The organism is Bacillus sp. ok061 (assembly GCF_900108285.1).
Classification (GTDB): Bacteria; Bacillota; Bacilli; order Bacillales; family Bacillaceae_G; genus Bacillus_A; species Bacillus_A thuringiensis_S.
In genome coordinates this window covers 53,503-69,816 of sequence record NZ_FNUW01000006.1, presented here as the reverse complement: position 1 = coordinate 69,816, position 16,314 = coordinate 53,503, and the positions used below count along the sequence as shown (strand labels likewise).

Here is a 16,314-nt window from a genome sequence, read left to right as displayed (position 1 = left end):
GAAATACATTCGAATATTTTTCAACAAAAATCAGAATTTACTTATTATTAACTCTGAAATCTAGAACTACTTACCTTTGTATGTTCCAATATTTTAAAAATGTAAAAGTCACTATAAATAAGACATATCAAATAAATATAATAGATTTATAGTAAAATAAAAAAATTTAAATACATCATTACTTTTCTTGTAACAGCACGTAAAAACCTCGAATCATAGGCAGTAAATCGCTCATGATTCGGGGTTTTTTAAGACTATATTTTAATAACAATTAAATCGCATACAAGTCCTTATATACCTCTATAGTAGAACTCTTTTCATCTATTATTTCTTAAATTCAATTTGCATCATTTTATTAAACTGTGTAAGAATATCAACCGGACCTAAAGAGTTAACATTGACAGCAAATGTATGCTTGCCTCCAATTACTCCACCAACAAAAGTCATAAACCCAGGAATTGATCCTCCGTGCCCCCAAACTGAGACACCATTTGGAAGTTTCGTCTCATAGATCCCAAGGCCATATCCATCACCAAGACCTTTTCCTTCTATAGGAACTGTAGTAAGCATTTCTTTTAGCTCGCGTTCTTTCAATAAATTACCACCGAGCAAAGATGAAAAGAACTTATTTAAATCGTCCGCATCTGAAATCATATCTCCCGCTGAATTAGCTAAACTCGGATTATAATACGTCATGTCTTTCAATTCACTTGTTTCATCAATTTTCATATACCCTCGAGCATGATTCTTTCCTGGTATGACTGGTGAATTACCTGGTAAAAACGTATTTGACAAGTCCAAAGGTTCAATAATTCGCTTTTCAATTTCTTCCGCATAACTATTACCAGTTATTTTTTCAATAAGCATTCCTAGTATTACGTATCCTGTGTTTGAATACGACCAACCTTTACCTGGCGAAAAATCTGGAGGTAGAGCAAGTCCTATTTTCACTATTTCTTCTGCTGTATACGTTTTTTTCGAATTCATAATGTCAGCTTCTTTTGACTTTAAATATTCAGCTATACCACTTGTATGGTTCAAAAGTTGACGTATCGTAATTTGATTGCCATCATATCCATTTCCTTGAATGAGGCCAGGTAGCCACTTTTCAATAGAATCGTCAAGTTGCACGCGATTTTCTCCTACTAATTGAAGAACAGTCGTAGCAGTAAAAGTCTTCGTCACACTTCCAATCCGAAAACGATAATCTGATTTCATCGATTTCTTTGTACTTAAATCCGCGACGCCAGCATTATAACTACTAATTTTCCCGTTATTATACGTCTTAGCTAATACCCCCGGCGCTCCAATTTGGATTGTTTCCTGCATGACTCTTTTCCAGCCATTCCGATTCTTTTGATCATGTGCTTCTGACGGATTAGAAATATTTTGAGTAGACTCTGCTTTTACAGTAAAACCTGGAGTGAATAAAGTAGTACCCGCTAATAAAACTGCCAAACTTGCTAACTTAATGGAATAACTTTTTTTCATAAGGCTTTCTCTCCTCTATTCATATCGTATTGATTCAAGCTATACTTTCATCCTATATGATAAACCTCTCTTTTTTCTTATCCATTCCTTACGAAATACTTACGTTCAAAATTTGACGACCAGATGGGAAAAAGTAATGTATGAAAATAAAAAAGAACGTGTTTTCAATTTATGAAAACACGTTCTCTTACATACTTAAAACCCTATACCAACTTTTTATTTCATTCACTTTTACCATCCTGCACTAGCGTTCATGCCATTTCCGATAATAGTAAGTAGTAATGGCCACAGCACTGGTGCTAACGTAAGAAATAAATTTAGCAGTATAAGTATTCTATATCCCTCAGGAATATGATGATTTTTACGATTAACAAATACTACAAAAACTAACAATATTATGGTCGTTACAAACAAAAGTAACACTAACAACCAATACCAAACCATTAAACTGAGACTCCATGGCTGTAATAGCTCGTGTACAATACCAAAGGTGATTCCCAATACTGCAAAACTAAAAGTAGTAACTGTTGCTTTGATAAACAATATACTTAATTTTTTATCGCATGCATACTTACAATATAAATCTATTAACGCGTATAAAGATAAAAATGCCATTAATACACCTACCCAAGACAATAACCAGTCTCCGCCTTCTCTAACTATCATAAACAGAAACCAACACATCCCTGCTGCAGAAAAAATAAAGGAAAGGAGTATGTTTTTCAATACCGGTTTCATTCTATTTTCACACCCTTACAAAAAATTTAAACATAAAGTGAAACTTTAATCAGTGTGGGGGTTTTTCATCCCCCACTGATTATTAGCCCTCACCAATCGGACTTTAATGGGCAGCCCGACCCCCACCTAAATTCTTTGCTTTCGCTGAATTTTGAGGTGGGGTCTTACTGCCCATTAAAGCGGGATAAATAATAATTTTTTATTTACATGCTACTCGTAATTGTTTTATCTCTTTTTCATTCTATATTGATGTAGTGAAGATAACCCCACAAAAAATTCAACGAGCAATATTCTACTAAGGCAACCTTTTTCCATTGGTATCAATATAAAAAAGCAAGTATACATTACCATATAATTAAATATAAGTAAACAAAATTAATTTACAGTTAATTTTGTTTACTTATATTAATGTCATCCTTTCCCGTCCCGCTCTATCCATCGTACAGCCTTCTCTACGTCTAACTCCGTATACGTCTTCTCTCCATAACGGACAGATTCATATATCGGAATAATATCTCGCGTTCTACAAATTCTGCTTAACCATTGTTGCATCGTTTCATAGGACCTTCGCTGTTCGTGAAATGGTAAAGTTCTTTCCCATTCAACTAACGTTTTCCTTATCGTGTCTTTAGGTAACGGCTGTTCAAACTGCTGCTTCACTTTCTTGTTCTTTTCGGTTCTATCCGTATTTTCTTTTGTTATCGATTGTATATCCTGTTCTATTTCTGATTTCTTTACCTTTTTCCTCGTTAATTTATAAAAAGCATATAAAATGACCACTGCAATAACTACATAAAAAACGACACTAATCCATGAATTTGAAAGAACAGAGAATATGTCTCCCCATGAACTTTTCTTTTCGAAACCTTTAAATTTTTTACCCGTCTTTGTTCTTTCACCATTATATCCCACTTTTTCTTCTTCCAAAGATGTTCCATAATCTTCAACCTTTTCGGTGTCTATCGTTTCCTTATAAATTTTTTCAGGTTTCTTTTCACTAAAAAAACGCTCTTTTACAATCACTTGTACATACACCACACCTTGTGATAAAGTTATTGCACTAATCGTAAAAAAAAGTATGATTAAAGCTCTTACACTCCATAATTTCACTTTCATATGTCGCCCTTTATTAGCCATGACATAAACCCCTTCTTATTCTTTTATTACAACCCATTTATTCGTTCTGCTGTATTTCCTTGGGGAAATACCAAGAATTAAAGGAACTGCATCCAATTCCTTTCGACGAAAACCTGCTGTGTAAAAATAAGTAGAAGATACAGGGGTATCTTGATCCGATATTGAGGCAAGTACTTTTAATACATTTTGCAAATGTTTCCGGTTATGACCGTTCTTAATATGCAATAATCCATTGTCTTTTACGCTATTGATCCATACTTCAAATGAACAGTTTTGTATGAGCAATTGTTTACATATGCCTGCCGTTAATTCAATGAGTTCCTCTGTATCTTTTCGCAAAGAAATACCGCTTTTATTTTGCAAGTTGAGATAAATCGCATATTTATCTGATTGTGTTCGCTCGTACTTTTTCGCGGTTATCGTCCCTGTTTTCGCTGTCGCACTCCAGTGGATAGAACGAAAATCTTCATTTTCATACGACTTCACTCCCATTATTTTCGTTTCATCATATAAGGGGGATGACATCGCTTTTCGAAATCCTCGTGACCATTCTTGTAATTCAGGAACTTGCATTTTCGGAACAGCTGGTAAAACTAAATAAGACGGCGTATTAACTTGTTTATATGTTATATGGTTCGTTATGAATCCAAAGGGATCAATAATGACAATTTCTACTTCTTCCCATTTCGCAATTCCTCTTTTTACAGCTACAGCTTGCAAATCAAATGAAACTGACTCTCTTCCTTTTAAATGTAAATCCATATAATAATTTGAACCTGTATTCGTATTTTTGTTTATTTCATCATGATTCCAAGTTAACTTATTTTCACATTTAAATCGAAATACGATATTGAAAATAGGGAATAACGACTTGTTTGAAATTTTCATTTTGCACATATTCGCTTCACCTATAAAAATGTTTGAATTCCCTTGACTGTATTCCCATTCAACACGAGACACTTTACGTATGTACACATGCATCGCACCTATTAAAATTACATATAAAAATACGAGAGATAATATAAGTAGATTACTTGAAAATACACATAAAATAACGGCTACAACTGACATAACTCCTATTACGAAAGGCTCCGCTAAAGGTGTATACACAAGTTGTTGATTCATCGTACATTCTCCACTGGCACATTAATCGTATGAAGAATTTCTTTCATGATTTGTTCTTTCGTCGTTTTCATCTCCCCTTCAATCGTTAACGTTAAACGATGAGCACAAACGGATGCAGCCAGTAGTTTTATATCATCTGGCGTACAATAATCTCTTTCATTTAATATTGCCCGTGCTTGAATCGCTCTCATAAATGCCAACGTCCCCCGCGGGCTTACACCAATTTCAATTAGCTCATGCTTTCGCGTTGCCTCAATGATTTCAAGAAGATAATCTTGCACATCATTTCCTACTAACACTTCTCTTGCACGTTTTTGCACTGTAATAATTTCTTCAGTTGAAATAATTGAATGTAACGTTTCTAACGGATCATTCGTTTGAAAACGATTCATCATCTCCTTTTCTGCTTCTCTCGTAGGATAGCCTTGACGTATAGTAAGTAAAAATCGATCTAACTGAGCATCAGGTAAAGGAAATGTTCCGGCCGATTCAAGAGGATTTTGCGTTGCAATAACTAAAAAAGGTTCTGGTAATGAATGTGTCTGTTTCGCAATCGTAACAGTACGTTCTTCCATCACTTCCAATAACGAAGATTGTGTTCTCGGTACAGCACGATTAATTTCATCCACTACTACTATATTTGCAAAAATAGGACCTAACCTCGTATTAAATTCTGATTTCTTCACATCAAAATATTCGAGACCAATAACATCTCCAGGTAAAGTATCCGCTGTGAATTGAATCCTTTGAAATTTAGCGTCTACACTTTTAGCCAAACTTTTCGCTAATGTTGTTTTTCCCGTCCCAGGTACATCCTCTAATAAAATATGCCCTCTTGCTATGAGAGCTATAGCTGCAAGTTCAATTGATTCATCTTTTCCTATAATAACCTTCGAAATATTGTTAATAATTTTCTTTAATGTACTCATATATTAACCTACCACCTTTAATTTTCTAAAAATTAAGAATATACACTTTCCAAATTATAACATATGATACAAAGTTGAAACAGAGCAACAAGCAAACTTATATTTTTTCTTTACTCCACGTAAAAAAAGCACCTATCGTCGTCTGTTGACAATGAAGTGCTTAACTCTCTTGATTTTCATATTGGGCATTTGACACCTTATATACATTCATTATTTTTCTATTTCACTCCAACTATCAACATCACATTCATTTAAAACCGCTTTCATTTCGTCCTTCTCAAATACTACTAAATAATTATACGGTAAAGCTAGCACTAGGATACTTGCAGGTTTCATTTTTAATAATTCGTAGGCGTATATAATTTCCAATCCTCCTGATACTTCTTCATTGATAGGACCTATATACCAACCCGAATCACCTTCATCACAATCTTATCGTTAAATTTTATTAATTGTCCCTCTATTTATATTCTCCTTCCATTTAACTAGTAACGCTTTATATAATCGTTCAGAACGTTTCTCGATCTTATCATTGGCATTTCCCATAAATTCAAAAATTCGGCTTTGAACAATTTGATTTTTTTCAATTTCCGATAGTTTGTGAGCCTCCTCTTTATTAAACGAATTTGGCAATGGGTATTCAAAACAATGCCCCTCCCATAACTCTAATTTATCATCAATAAAGTCTTGCATATAATAATCTGTTACGAAAGTATCGAAAGAACGGCCTAAAAAACTTTGTAGTGACATTAATGTTAAATCCCAATAATCTCTAGTTGCAATAGCACGCCCAACGTTAAATCCTTTAGGCAATAATGTCATATTTCCTATTGTATGTGTCACTGTAGCAAAACGAATAACATCGGGATGATTATTGATATTTTCATAATGGTTAAACACTTTTTCAGACAATAACCATTCATACCTTAACAGCTTTAAGGCATTATATTTAATTGCTTTAGGCTTCACACCACGATTATTACAGAATGCATTAAAATCATTTTCCCAAAATGACTTATCACTTGATAGCAATAAAAGCCGGTACGTTTGATAAAAAGAATTCATAGTATCTAAATCTAAATTGTTCAAGTTTTTATTTTCGTATATTTTAGAATATATCTCTAAAACCAGATCACATCTATCACAGTCAAATTTTTCTTTTACAATGTTTAAAATTCTTTCTTGATAATCTTTTTTGTACAAAATAATTTTTTTACGGGATGTAATTCTTTTTGCACTTCAAATGATGGTGAAATATTTTTAAAATCAAAGTGATTTACTTCATTTTTATCTAATTTAATAAAATCTGCCAATCTCAATTCAACAGCCTTCTTTCCCTCTACTTTTTAGTAACTATACACCCTTTTTTCTCCAACGCCTGCATTGTTTTCAATTAACTAGTAAAATGTATTCTAACATTACATATGATGACACCCATTGCAATTTGTTCGTTATAAAACTTCCTCTACATCGACACTCCCTATCTTCACTTCATACATATTTGGGATGGTTGCTTCTTTTGGTACCCATGCATAATAATTTTGATCATTTTCTAAAATAAATTGAACTAACTTTGTTTCTGATCCATTCCAGAAATTTTTAAGATTATCAATGTAGTCCTCTAAATCTTCTTTATAGTCCAATTGTAATATATAATCTCTTACCGTCAGGGCAAACACAATTAAACTACCTAATAGATTTTTTTGCTCATTTTCTTCTTCATACTCTTGTGGTAAGAACCACACTTGACCTATTCCTATCGTTTTTTTGTATTTTTCATAAAAACTACTATCATCCATATTCTTATAATCATGTATTAATTCATTGACCAACGAATGCCATTTTGGAGGAATAATATTTTCCAATGCAGGATTATTTTCAATTCCTTCTACTATTTTCTCATTTTCTTCTGTCTCATCCTCAAAATGATATTCACTTAGATTTATATGCTTAAATTTCATTGTATTCTTATAATGCACCAAATCATATGGATAATGATTATTATCTTTTAAACTTATATCATCAAGTTCCAAAATTTTCGCAAGCGCTGCCGTTTCAAAGCTCCAATATCCTACATATCCAGGTTCTTTATGCGCATTTTTCCACTCATAATCATAATGACCTTTAAACCATTCTTTCTCCATATACGTTTGTAATCTTTTAGATGCTTCTTTTTTATCTATTTGTGCAAGTTCTATAATTTCTCTCGTTTTTGCATATGGATTTTCTTTATAATATCTGTTCGTCATGTTTGTGTATCCGATATCACTAGCGCATAAGAGGAAATCGATTACTGCGTCGTTCATATTTTTTTTATCAACTATCTTTTTTAATCTTTCTAAATTCTTTTTATCCGTTTCTAATAATATTCCTAAGGAAATTATCCAAAGCATATATATATAACCAACTTTGCTAGTCTCTGTATGCTCTAAATCATCTATCGCATTATAAAAATATACTTCCATTTTACTAATGTCTTCTCCTAAAGAATACATTGCCCTAATGTCGTTCATCTCATGTATAAAATTCGATAAATAATTTTCTAATATAATACTTTTATTGTCATTAGGATATCTTTGAATACCATTTTTTTCATCTTCTTCTAAATTTCTAATCTCCTCTCTATTTTCTTTAATAAACTCTTTATGATATTCTATTCCTCTTTTACATTTTTCTTCTATACATAATTGATCTCTCATTCTATTTAATTCCTCCTAGTTTCTAAATTATGGCCATTCTCCAACGATGTTACCCTTTGCATCTATCTTAAATGTTTTAACCTTTCCACTACTATCGACTTTTGATAATACTCTTTCAACTTTACCTTTTTGCAAAGCTCTCGTAATCTGTTCTGCTAATACTTCATCTCCTTCAACAGCTTTCAATATTCTACTTTTTCCAGTTTCAGAACCTTTCAACCAACCATCTGACATTTGTGGTCCATCTTTAGTTTTCCCCAATTGTGAACTACCAAACTTAGCTTCATCAATAACATATTTAATATTTGAATTTTGATTTGTATTTTCGTATAATCCATCAATTCCTTTTACTATTTTATCATTTATGCCTGATGGTGTACTTTTGCCGACTGGTTTCAAATCAAATCCAGCTTCTTTTAAACTTTGATTATTCAATAAATTGTCACTAGATTTTATTTCACCATAATTACCTTTTTGCTTATTTGTAGCTGTTTTTGCATCAAAATTATCTACAGTTGTGTTTTTGTTACTGCTATGTTTACCGTTAGCCGCACCTCCACCAGAAGACTGGATTTTTTGAATAGTATCCTTAGTATTTTGAATCGATTTATTCCAAACAAATCCACCATGTACAAAAAGACTTGCCCCAGTAGCTGTTGCTGCTATATCTAATGGAATAACAATTGGTGATGCCAATCCACCAGTTCCTACTTCTGCCACGATAGTTAAGAAATTAGATCCGCCTATGAGCGAAATAGCTTCAAACATTTCTACAAAAGACCCGGCTATTTAATAATATTGTCCTGCTTTTTCTAATGTTTCTTAACGTTGAAAAACATACTATGTAGCAGCAAATAAAGCCTATGTGTATGTGAAATACGAGGTACAAAAAAGAATTCGCTTAAATAATAATTTTCAATTTAAATCAACAAAAGAGACCTCAAATGTGAAGTCTCTCTTGTTGATTATTTTCCATAAGTAACTCGCCATTTATTTGTTTATTTTGAGACAGATAACATGGTTCATTCAAATATATATCCTAAAGAAAAAATTTTTCCTGCCGTCATAATCTAGTAGAATAGATTCAATTAATTCTTATTAATTACGATAAACTCACTAGGAATCTCATCTGCTAACCAAACTTTTTCATTTCCTAAATAAAATTTAACGCCTTCTTCTCTAGCTTTTTCAGTATTAACTTCTAAAATAATAGGATGCTTATCTTTTCTTTTCCCCACTAATTCAGCAGTTACAATATCTTCAGAAAGATGGACATATTGTCTAGACATAGGTGATAGCCCATTTAATTCAATAGAATTTAAAAAGCGAGGAGATGTACCATGATAAAGAAATTTAGGTGGAACGCCTTCTTCCTTTACTATTTTCATGGGAATAGAATGTCCATACAACGCATGAATTTTATTTTCTTTTAGCTCATGCCTTTTTTTTCTCCGATTTCTCAATCATTATTTTTAAATCTTCTATCTTTACATCGCTCCATTCAATGGATTGATGAAGTGCGTGTAAAAGTTGCTCAACAGACACCCAGCCATTCTCATCTAACTCCAATTCGTATTCCCACGGAGCATGACGTAAAGCATAAGATACTTCTTTACTTAAATTTGTATAGAATTTTTGTTTATTCAATTTCTTCACTCCGATTGTAATCAATCATTTCTTTCATAGCAACTTCGACCCACTCCCAAAAATCATCAAACTCTTTTCTTTGTTCAAAACCTTCAGAAGCAAAATCATGAATAAGTTGAACTTTACTTCCTTTGCCAATTTCAAAACACGCAATATCATCGTTGTCATCTCTTCTAGCAAAAGGAATTAAATCTCTTTTTGGATATCTTTCCTTTAAATCATGATACCTTCTAGTAGCCTGTTCAGATTAAATTAAATACCATACATCAAAATCAACTAAATTCAATTCCACGATTTTTTGGTAAGATTCAGGATATACATATATATCTTTATCAACGTAATACTTTTCCATAGCTATAGCACTTCTTTCTATTTCATTTTTTCTAACTCAAATGAACCCATTGGATTATTATTTCTAAAACTAGTCTTTTGCTTTAGAATTCTTAAGTCTAGAGCTTCCCCCCAAGTTTTAGGTACTCCCTTTTTAGTTGTAAATCTATCAATCAGATTTGCTGGAAGTGGATCATTATAGTTTCTAATAGTTGCTTGAACTTCTATCCCAACCTCTCTAGCTGCAGCAATATTGTCTTCCTGCTCTTGTAAGTTCAATTGTTGTTCTTGCAAAGTAAATTGTTTCATCTTGGTTTGCCAGCTTGTACTTCTATAATCTCTTGAGTTCGTCTCATTGTTTCTTTAAAGAATCGACATTGATTTCTATTAGATATCCTAAGTACACTCATACTCTCATCTGCCTCTTATTCTTGCAACCAATTTCGTGCCACTGATGAACACCCTTTACAGGTGTTAAAAACATAGAAAAACCTTGAAAAGCATATATGCCAATCAAGGTCTCAGTTTATATACCACCTATTATTTACATATTCCACTTTCCCATACTCTTTTTCCGTCAGTTAAAAACACTGCACTTGGCGGATCATCATAGAGAGAAATTTCAACCAATGAACTTTTTTCTTGTATCAACCAATTATATACAATACCTTCGTTAGTAGAAGGTTGAGATAAAATATGATTTACTTGAAATGCTGTTGCATAATATTCTGCGTATGCGGGGTCATCATCTAATCCATTGTCTGTCTCATAAAATGTGTCTGTTTTGCCTATAATTCTCAACCCACTGTTCCACTCTAATATGATTTCTACACCTTCATGCTCTGTTAATGTTTTAAATAAAGAATCTGCTTCCATAGACATCCTCTTTCTTAATTTTATTCTGATGGTTTTGCTGGTACTATATGGGCACCATCTTTTCCATAATGTATCATTCCTCTATTAGTCTCTATATATTGTCCGGTCACAGTGTCATAGTATTTATCTATTGGTTTACCAAAGTCCACTCTTTCTTTATTTTTGGTAACAGTGGTTCCTTTTCCGGCAAACTTATCAAGCAATTCTTGCGCTATTTTATTATCACCATAGAAAATGCTCTTATTTTTTCCATTTGCTAATTCTTGTTTATAGTTCGGTGTATCAGGAATATGCTTCTCTTGAGCACCTGACTGTACTTTAACTGGAAATCCATGTACTTCTCTGTAAATCCCTATAGGTATGGACTTCTTTTCTCATAAGAAGGTAAGGGTAAGCCATTACCCGTACCTCGTAATCTTAAAATAAAAAGCACTTGTTTCCCATAGGCGACAAGTGCTTTAAGTTCATCTGTTTATTAAGTAGGATTATTTCGGGGAATTTTCAATTAACTTTACAATATCTTTAAAACTTACGAATTCATTAGTTTCATGTTTATTCCATTTATTTATATTCTTAGCCCACTAATAGCTATCTCGCCTAGTTATTGTTCTTATATTCAAAAGAATTACCTCTCTTCTTTGCACAAATATAAGTATTGGCCAAACTCAGGGAATGTATCCCAATTTCTAGATACATCATCTTTTGTCTCTCGCTCTTCTACTTCTCCAGTTTTAGAATCTTTTTGCTCCATAGCAATATGACCATTTTCTTGATACCCCAAAATCATACTTTTCAACTGTGTATCCCCGTCATATTCCCAATACATTATTGTCCTTAGGAATAGTCTATTATCTTCTTTAACAATAAAATCGTAGTGTAAATATTTACGAAGAAAATCATTCAAAAAACTTACCGATACCCATTTCTCAGTGACATTTACTAAATACTTTGGCTGCTCTCCATCACTAAGAACAGCAGTATAAGAATGACGATTTTCATGAAGTGTCTTGGCTGCATTCTCATCAATAATATTCCAAGGCTTCTTTTTTATATTAGACCACTTATCACAATAATAAATTTCCATTAATTATACACCTTCCCATTAATATCACGAATAATAATCCCTTTCTCATTCGCCTCTTCAATAATTTTTTGTGGAACTGGCTTTGTTTGTACAGGGATTTCCAAAATTAACTCTCCATCTAGTCGACCACCTTTTAAAGCATTAGGATTAAATTTACCTGAAGAAATTTCTGAACCGGAAGAATACTTTTTAGTAAACTCACTTAAATAACTTAATGCCGTCTTTTCTTTTACTTCAGCCAATTGGGTAAATTTCCTCGAGACAATTTCTTCACCCGGAATATAAGAATCCACAACATATTTCTTCCCATTGATTTCCTTTGCCTCTAACTCTACTTCATTATAAGGATATCGAGGACGATTTTCCTTATTAAATCTATTCCCTGCTTCCCATTGCTTTTTCACAAAGTCGGGTATTGATTTCTGTTTAGATAGTGTTTCACCCGTACCCTTACCACCATCTTTAGACTTCGCAAACTTATAATAAGCTTCTATCAATTCGCCTTGAGGTATTTTGGTTACGATAGTTCCACCAACACTAGAGAGTGCATAGGAAGCCTCTCTCTTAAATGATTGTAACATTTCAAGCGTAGGCTTCAATTCTTTTGCTAGTTTTACTGCATTAGCAAATGTACTTACTCCACTTGATACTTTTGCTCCTTTTGCGATATGGCCTACTTTATTTAGTGCCTTATCGCCTAATATTGTGGTAGCTATTTGTGTTAATCCATAGGTAGTCAATTCTGTACGACTCTCTGCATCTCCCTCTATCATATCTCGTTTTATTTTATTTGAAAATGCATGCCACATATTTTTTGCAGTTTCATCCAAATGGAAAAGTGCATAGGCTACATTAATAAAAGTTCCTATGTCCATATTACTTAAAGCTATTGCGGACTCGATTTCATCACCAACAGCTTTCCCCGATCCTCTTTGAATAGCTTCCCACATCTTTTTCGCTGTTTCAAACGTGCTAACTATACCGTCTGCCGCATCGTCCCAAGCATTTCTAACCGGAGATTTCTCCTCAATTATGTTATTTGTTTCTATATCTTTAATTGACTGATCGTTTTTTCGAGCTGTTTCTTCTATAATCCCCTGAATCGAACTCACCCAATTCATATTCAACACTTGTGTACTAAACGTACCACTCACAGGGCTAAATCCTTTCCCGCTTTGCACTTCAGCGAGTCCGGCTGTGATGCTAGCGGCTAATTGGAGGGCGGTGCTGTAGTTGTTGCTGGATGAATGATTGAATTCATATAAATGCTCTAGTTTTTCTTCCAGTTTTTTTCTCATTGCACCTAATACCGTTACAATTGCACCTACTCCGGGCATTGGTGTAAGTACTTCTATTGCTTCTATACTTGCAATCGATTGATTAATTCCCCGTATTTGTTCTCTTATTTCTTGTTCAATCACATCTGTCGAAGCAACTTTCGCTTGGAACTCGCTTGGAAATGCTTCGTTTTGGCGAATTAATTCTTCACATAAGCATATGATTCCTTGCGCTAATGGCCGAAATGTTTGGACAAGGTAGGCTTTTGCACTACTATATGTTTGTCCTTGTAATACTGTATCTACCGCAAAGGCATCAATAGATTGAATGGCTTGTTCCATACTTTGAATCGTAGCATTACATATAGCGTTCATACTTTGAGTTTGATTTTGTACTTCTCCCAAATACATGTTTAAACTCATGTATTGGCCTCCCTTTGTAGTTGCTGCTGTTCATAGGAAAGGTCGTTTTCTTTCTCGCTGAGATGCCGTTTTTCTTTAAGCAACGTCTCTTTTTCGTTTTCTAATTCGAATGTAAGTTTTCTTTCGTACTGCCCGATCTCTTGCCGCATATTCGTAAAAAGGTGTAACACTTCTTTGTCACCATACCAAGTTTCTAGTATTCGGTTAAATAAACGATTATTTCTATTTTTCCATTCATGAAAACTAGCCTCAGCTCGTTCTTGATTTTGCAGCGCGATTCGGTTTTCATTTTGTTCTTCAAATATAATTCGTAATTTTTGATTACATTGATTGATTCTCGTTTCAATTCCTTGACTCATCTTTTCTCCCTACTTTTCCCCCTTTACGTAGGTTGTTACATTATTAAAAAGTCTTTTGAAGTCCTGTATCCATTTTCTCAAATTCATTTGCTACGGAATGGATATTATCAATTGTTTGTTGAAAAGCAGTACAAAATTGTTTCGTGATCTGTAAATTTTGTTGATTTGCTTCTTGTGCTTTGAAGTTCACAGATAGTGTCGTACGCGTTGCCTTATTTATAGAGCGACTAGTAGCACTTTGCATCCTATCTGAAGCATTTCTCATTTTCGTTGCAAGTTGCGTTGCCGTATGCAAATTACTTTGAAATTCTCCCATTACTTACTCCCCTCTACCTTTTATTTACAAGAAAATTATACCACGGAAAAATATCCCAATAAACCGAATATTCGAATTTAACATACAATTCAGCACTGTTACTGAGGATGCGAGCAACGCTTATCTATCAACATAACTGAGTCCAAAATGGATTCTACTTATACAAAAAAGATGACTTCAGCCATATGCTAAAGTCATCTTTTTCTACCTTATTATTTTACTAATTCTCCATTATAAGCTTTTATATTAAGCGGAGCAGTTAAAAATTGTGCTGCTTTACTAGCGAAAGATGTGAAGTGTTCACTCGTATTATGGCTCGCAACTGCTGCTTCATCTTTCCATACTTCTACCATCGTATAAACACTTTCTTTTTCTGTATCTTTATATAAGTCATAAGATACATTTCCACTTTCTTCTCTTGAACCATGAATGAGTGGCTGAATTTCTTCTAAAAATGATTGTTGTTTTGCTGGGTCTACTTGAAATATTGCGTGAATAATAATCATGGTGCTTCCCCTCTCATTTTTCACTAATTTTTTCAAACTACTTCCACTCTGCAACTTTTTCAATTGGAAGACGTACTGATTGGTAACCACTGTCAGCAGCTTTCCCGATTGAAATTAGCATTACTGGTACGTAGCGTTCTTTATCTAGTCCAAATGCTTCTGCGATTTGGTCTTTTTCAAATCCACCAATTGGACAAGTGTCATAACCGTGCGCACGAGCTGCTAGCATAAATTGCATCGCTACAAGACCACCGTCAATTAATACTGTATCTTTCATTACTTCTGGTGTAACCATAGAGAAGTAAGCTGAAAGTTTTTTCATTTGATCTTCTTTTACTTCTGCTGGCATTAAACCGCGCTCTACTGCTGTACCATAAATTTCTTCTGCGTTATCAAAGTTGTTTAAGTCACCAAATAAAGCGATCATTGCTGAAGATGTTTCTACTTGAGATTGATTGAATTTCGCAAGTGGCGCAAGTGTTGCTTTCGCTTCGTCACTTTCAATCACTACGAATCTCCATGGTTGCATGTTTACTGAAGATGGTGCAAGTGTTGCTTCTGTAAGAATTTCTGTCATTTCTTCTTTGCTAATTTTCATTGAAGGGTCGTACTTACGAATTGAACGACGTCCTGTTAAAATTTCGTTAAAATCATTTGTTTTTACTGAGTTAGTCATAGTTGTATTCTCCCTTTTTTATAATTCTTTTATATTTTCTTGAATGTGATTTAACATATTTAAAAGATTATCGCGTTCTTCCTCACTTAATCCTTTAAATGCAGATGCTGCAAAACGTTCTTTTTCCTCTTGAAATGCTTGAATTTTATTTCGTCCCTCTTCAGTAAGAGAAACTAACGTAATTCTGTTATCATCTGGATTTTTACGTCTTACAATCATTTCATTGGCCTCAAGCTGCTTTAAATGCCTTGTTATCGCAGCATTATCAATATTCACTTCTTGTTGAAGTGCTTTTTGACTAATTTCACCTACTTCATATAACTGAAGTATAAGCTCTAATCGAGACTGGCTCATACCCGTACACCCTTCAAATTTCGAACTTACTTCTTTATTTAGAAAGTGTAATTTATATAAAATAATCGCTTCTTTTGAGCATGAACTTGTCAAATTAATCCTCCTTTACAATCAAAATAAAAACATTTGATGTATCAATAGTTGATATGTCAATTAATATAATATATATCGATTTAGAATGCAAGCATTTTGTTTTTATTTTATTTTTTCCAAATTAAGGCGCTTTGTAGCGTTACAAATAATGTTAATTGCACTATAATAATACTAATTTAAAGAACTGGAGAGTGATTGATAATGCGGCAATACACAAATAGAAATGAGGAAATGAAAATGGAAAATGAAATGAG

18 protein-coding genes and 4 pseudogenes are annotated in these 16,314 nt (G+C 33.4%); all 22 read right to left on the bottom strand.

What is annotated here, in order from left to right:
- Positions 1-324 precede the first annotated feature (324 nt).
- The 22 genes and pseudogenes from C4S65_RS10465 to C4S65_RS10365 all read right to left on the bottom strand — a co-directional run bounded on the left by C4S65_RS10465 (position 325) and on the right by C4S65_RS10365 (position 16,060).
- Complete coding sequence (locus C4S65_RS10465) at positions 325-1,491, bottom strand: serine hydrolase domain-containing protein (RefSeq protein ID WP_000750389.1); 1,167 nt, start codon at positions 1,489-1,491, stop codon at positions 325-327.
- A 231-nt stretch (positions 1,492-1,722) separates the two neighbouring features.
- Positions 1,723-2,229: a DUF3902 family protein gene (locus C4S65_RS10460; protein WP_061666964.1), complete on the bottom strand. Its 507-nt coding sequence runs from the start codon at positions 2,227-2,229 to the stop codon at positions 1,723-1,725.
- A 411-nt stretch (positions 2,230-2,640) separates the two neighbouring features.
- On the bottom strand, positions 2,641-3,366 hold the full coding sequence (locus C4S65_RS10455) for a hypothetical protein (RefSeq protein ID WP_103945216.1): 726 nt from the start codon (positions 3,364-3,366) through the stop codon (positions 2,641-2,643).
- A 15-nt stretch (positions 3,367-3,381) separates the two neighbouring features.
- The gene (locus C4S65_RS10450) at positions 3,382-4,491 is read right to left on the bottom strand and encodes a DUF58 domain-containing protein (protein ID WP_061666962.1); all 1,110 of its coding nucleotides are present in this window, start codon (positions 4,489-4,491) and stop codon (positions 3,382-3,384) included.
- Positions 4,488-5,420, bottom strand: a complete 933-nt coding sequence (locus tag C4S65_RS10445; RefSeq protein WP_086407390.1) for a MoxR family ATPase — start codon at positions 5,418-5,420, stop codon at positions 4,488-4,490. Before C4S65_RS10445 ends, C4S65_RS10450 begins: the two co-directional genes overlap by 4 nt.
- A gap of 210 nt (positions 5,421-5,630) precedes the next feature.
- Positions 5,631-5,896 (bottom strand): annotated as a pseudogene (locus C4S65_RS10440) (hypothetical protein); the annotation flags it as partial.
- A complete protein-coding gene (locus tag C4S65_RS10435; RefSeq protein ID WP_254905280.1) occupies positions 5,859-6,623 on the bottom strand; it encodes a hypothetical protein in 765 nt (254 codons plus the stop codon). The pseudogene C4S65_RS10440 and the gene C4S65_RS10435, both read right to left, overlap by 38 nt.
- A complete protein-coding gene (locus tag C4S65_RS35165) occupies positions 6,590-6,739 on the bottom strand; it encodes a hypothetical protein (RefSeq protein ID WP_223285840.1) in 150 nt (49 codons plus the stop codon). Before C4S65_RS35165 ends, C4S65_RS10435 begins: the two co-directional genes overlap by 34 nt.
- Before the next feature lie 132 nt (positions 6,740-6,871).
- Entirely contained in the window at positions 6,872-8,119 is a 1,248-nt protein-coding gene (locus tag C4S65_RS10430) for a PoNi-like cognate immunity protein (RefSeq protein WP_086407389.1), read from the bottom strand.
- 27 nt (positions 8,120-8,146) lie between these two features.
- Positions 8,147-8,908: pseudogene (locus tag C4S65_RS10425) on the bottom strand (hypothetical protein); the annotation flags it as partial.
- A 299-nt stretch (positions 8,909-9,207) separates the two neighbouring features.
- Positions 9,208-9,766, bottom strand: a pseudogene (locus C4S65_RS10420) (RNA 2'-phosphotransferase).
- Positions 9,759-10,118 (bottom strand): annotated as a pseudogene (locus tag C4S65_RS35160) (hypothetical protein). The pseudogenes C4S65_RS10420 and C4S65_RS35160 overlap by 8 nt, the downstream one beginning before the upstream one ends.
- A gap of 17 nt (positions 10,119-10,135) precedes the next feature.
- The gene (locus C4S65_RS10410) at positions 10,136-10,405 is read right to left on the bottom strand and encodes a hypothetical protein (RefSeq protein ID WP_046959811.1); all 270 of its coding nucleotides are present in this window, start codon (positions 10,403-10,405) and stop codon (positions 10,136-10,138) included.
- A 231-nt stretch (positions 10,406-10,636) separates the two neighbouring features.
- Positions 10,637-10,972 (bottom strand): hypothetical protein, encoded by a 336-nt coding sequence (locus C4S65_RS10405; RefSeq protein WP_061666957.1) that lies wholly within the window; start codon positions 10,970-10,972, stop codon positions 10,637-10,639.
- 20 nt (positions 10,973-10,992) lie between these two features.
- On the bottom strand, positions 10,993-11,262 hold the full coding sequence (locus C4S65_RS10400; RefSeq protein WP_255296050.1) for a polymorphic toxin type 50 domain-containing protein: 270 nt from the start codon (positions 11,260-11,262) through the stop codon (positions 10,993-10,995).
- Between the two features lie 335 nt (positions 11,263-11,597).
- Complete coding sequence (locus C4S65_RS10395; RefSeq protein WP_061666955.1) at positions 11,598-12,056, bottom strand: hypothetical protein; 459 nt, start codon at positions 12,054-12,056, stop codon at positions 11,598-11,600.
- Positions 12,056-13,756: a T7SS effector LXG polymorphic toxin gene (locus C4S65_RS10390; protein ID WP_086790420.1), complete on the bottom strand. Its 1,701-nt coding sequence runs from the start codon at positions 13,754-13,756 to the stop codon at positions 12,056-12,058. Before C4S65_RS10390 ends, C4S65_RS10395 begins: the two co-directional genes overlap by 1 nt.
- On the bottom strand, positions 13,753-14,115 hold the full coding sequence (locus tag C4S65_RS10385) for a DUF3958 family protein (RefSeq protein ID WP_000077519.1): 363 nt from the start codon (positions 14,113-14,115) through the stop codon (positions 13,753-13,755). Before C4S65_RS10385 ends, C4S65_RS10390 begins: the two co-directional genes overlap by 4 nt.
- A 43-nt stretch (positions 14,116-14,158) precedes the next feature.
- Positions 14,159-14,431, bottom strand: a complete 273-nt coding sequence (locus C4S65_RS10380; RefSeq protein ID WP_061666953.1) for a TIGR04197 family type VII secretion effector — start codon at positions 14,429-14,431, stop codon at positions 14,159-14,161.
- Between the two features lie 212 nt (positions 14,432-14,643).
- On the bottom strand, positions 14,644-14,937 hold the full coding sequence (locus C4S65_RS10375; protein ID WP_098838289.1) for a putative quinol monooxygenase: 294 nt from the start codon (positions 14,935-14,937) through the stop codon (positions 14,644-14,646).
- 37 nt (positions 14,938-14,974) lie between these two features.
- A complete protein-coding gene (locus C4S65_RS10370) occupies positions 14,975-15,613 on the bottom strand; it encodes a nitroreductase family protein (RefSeq protein WP_061666952.1) in 639 nt (212 codons plus the stop codon).
- Positions 15,614-15,631: 18 nt separating this feature from the next.
- Positions 15,632-16,060 (bottom strand): MarR family transcriptional regulator, encoded by a 429-nt coding sequence (locus C4S65_RS10365; protein WP_000204172.1) that lies wholly within the window; start codon positions 16,058-16,060, stop codon positions 15,632-15,634.
- Positions 16,061-16,314: the final 254 nt, after the last annotated feature.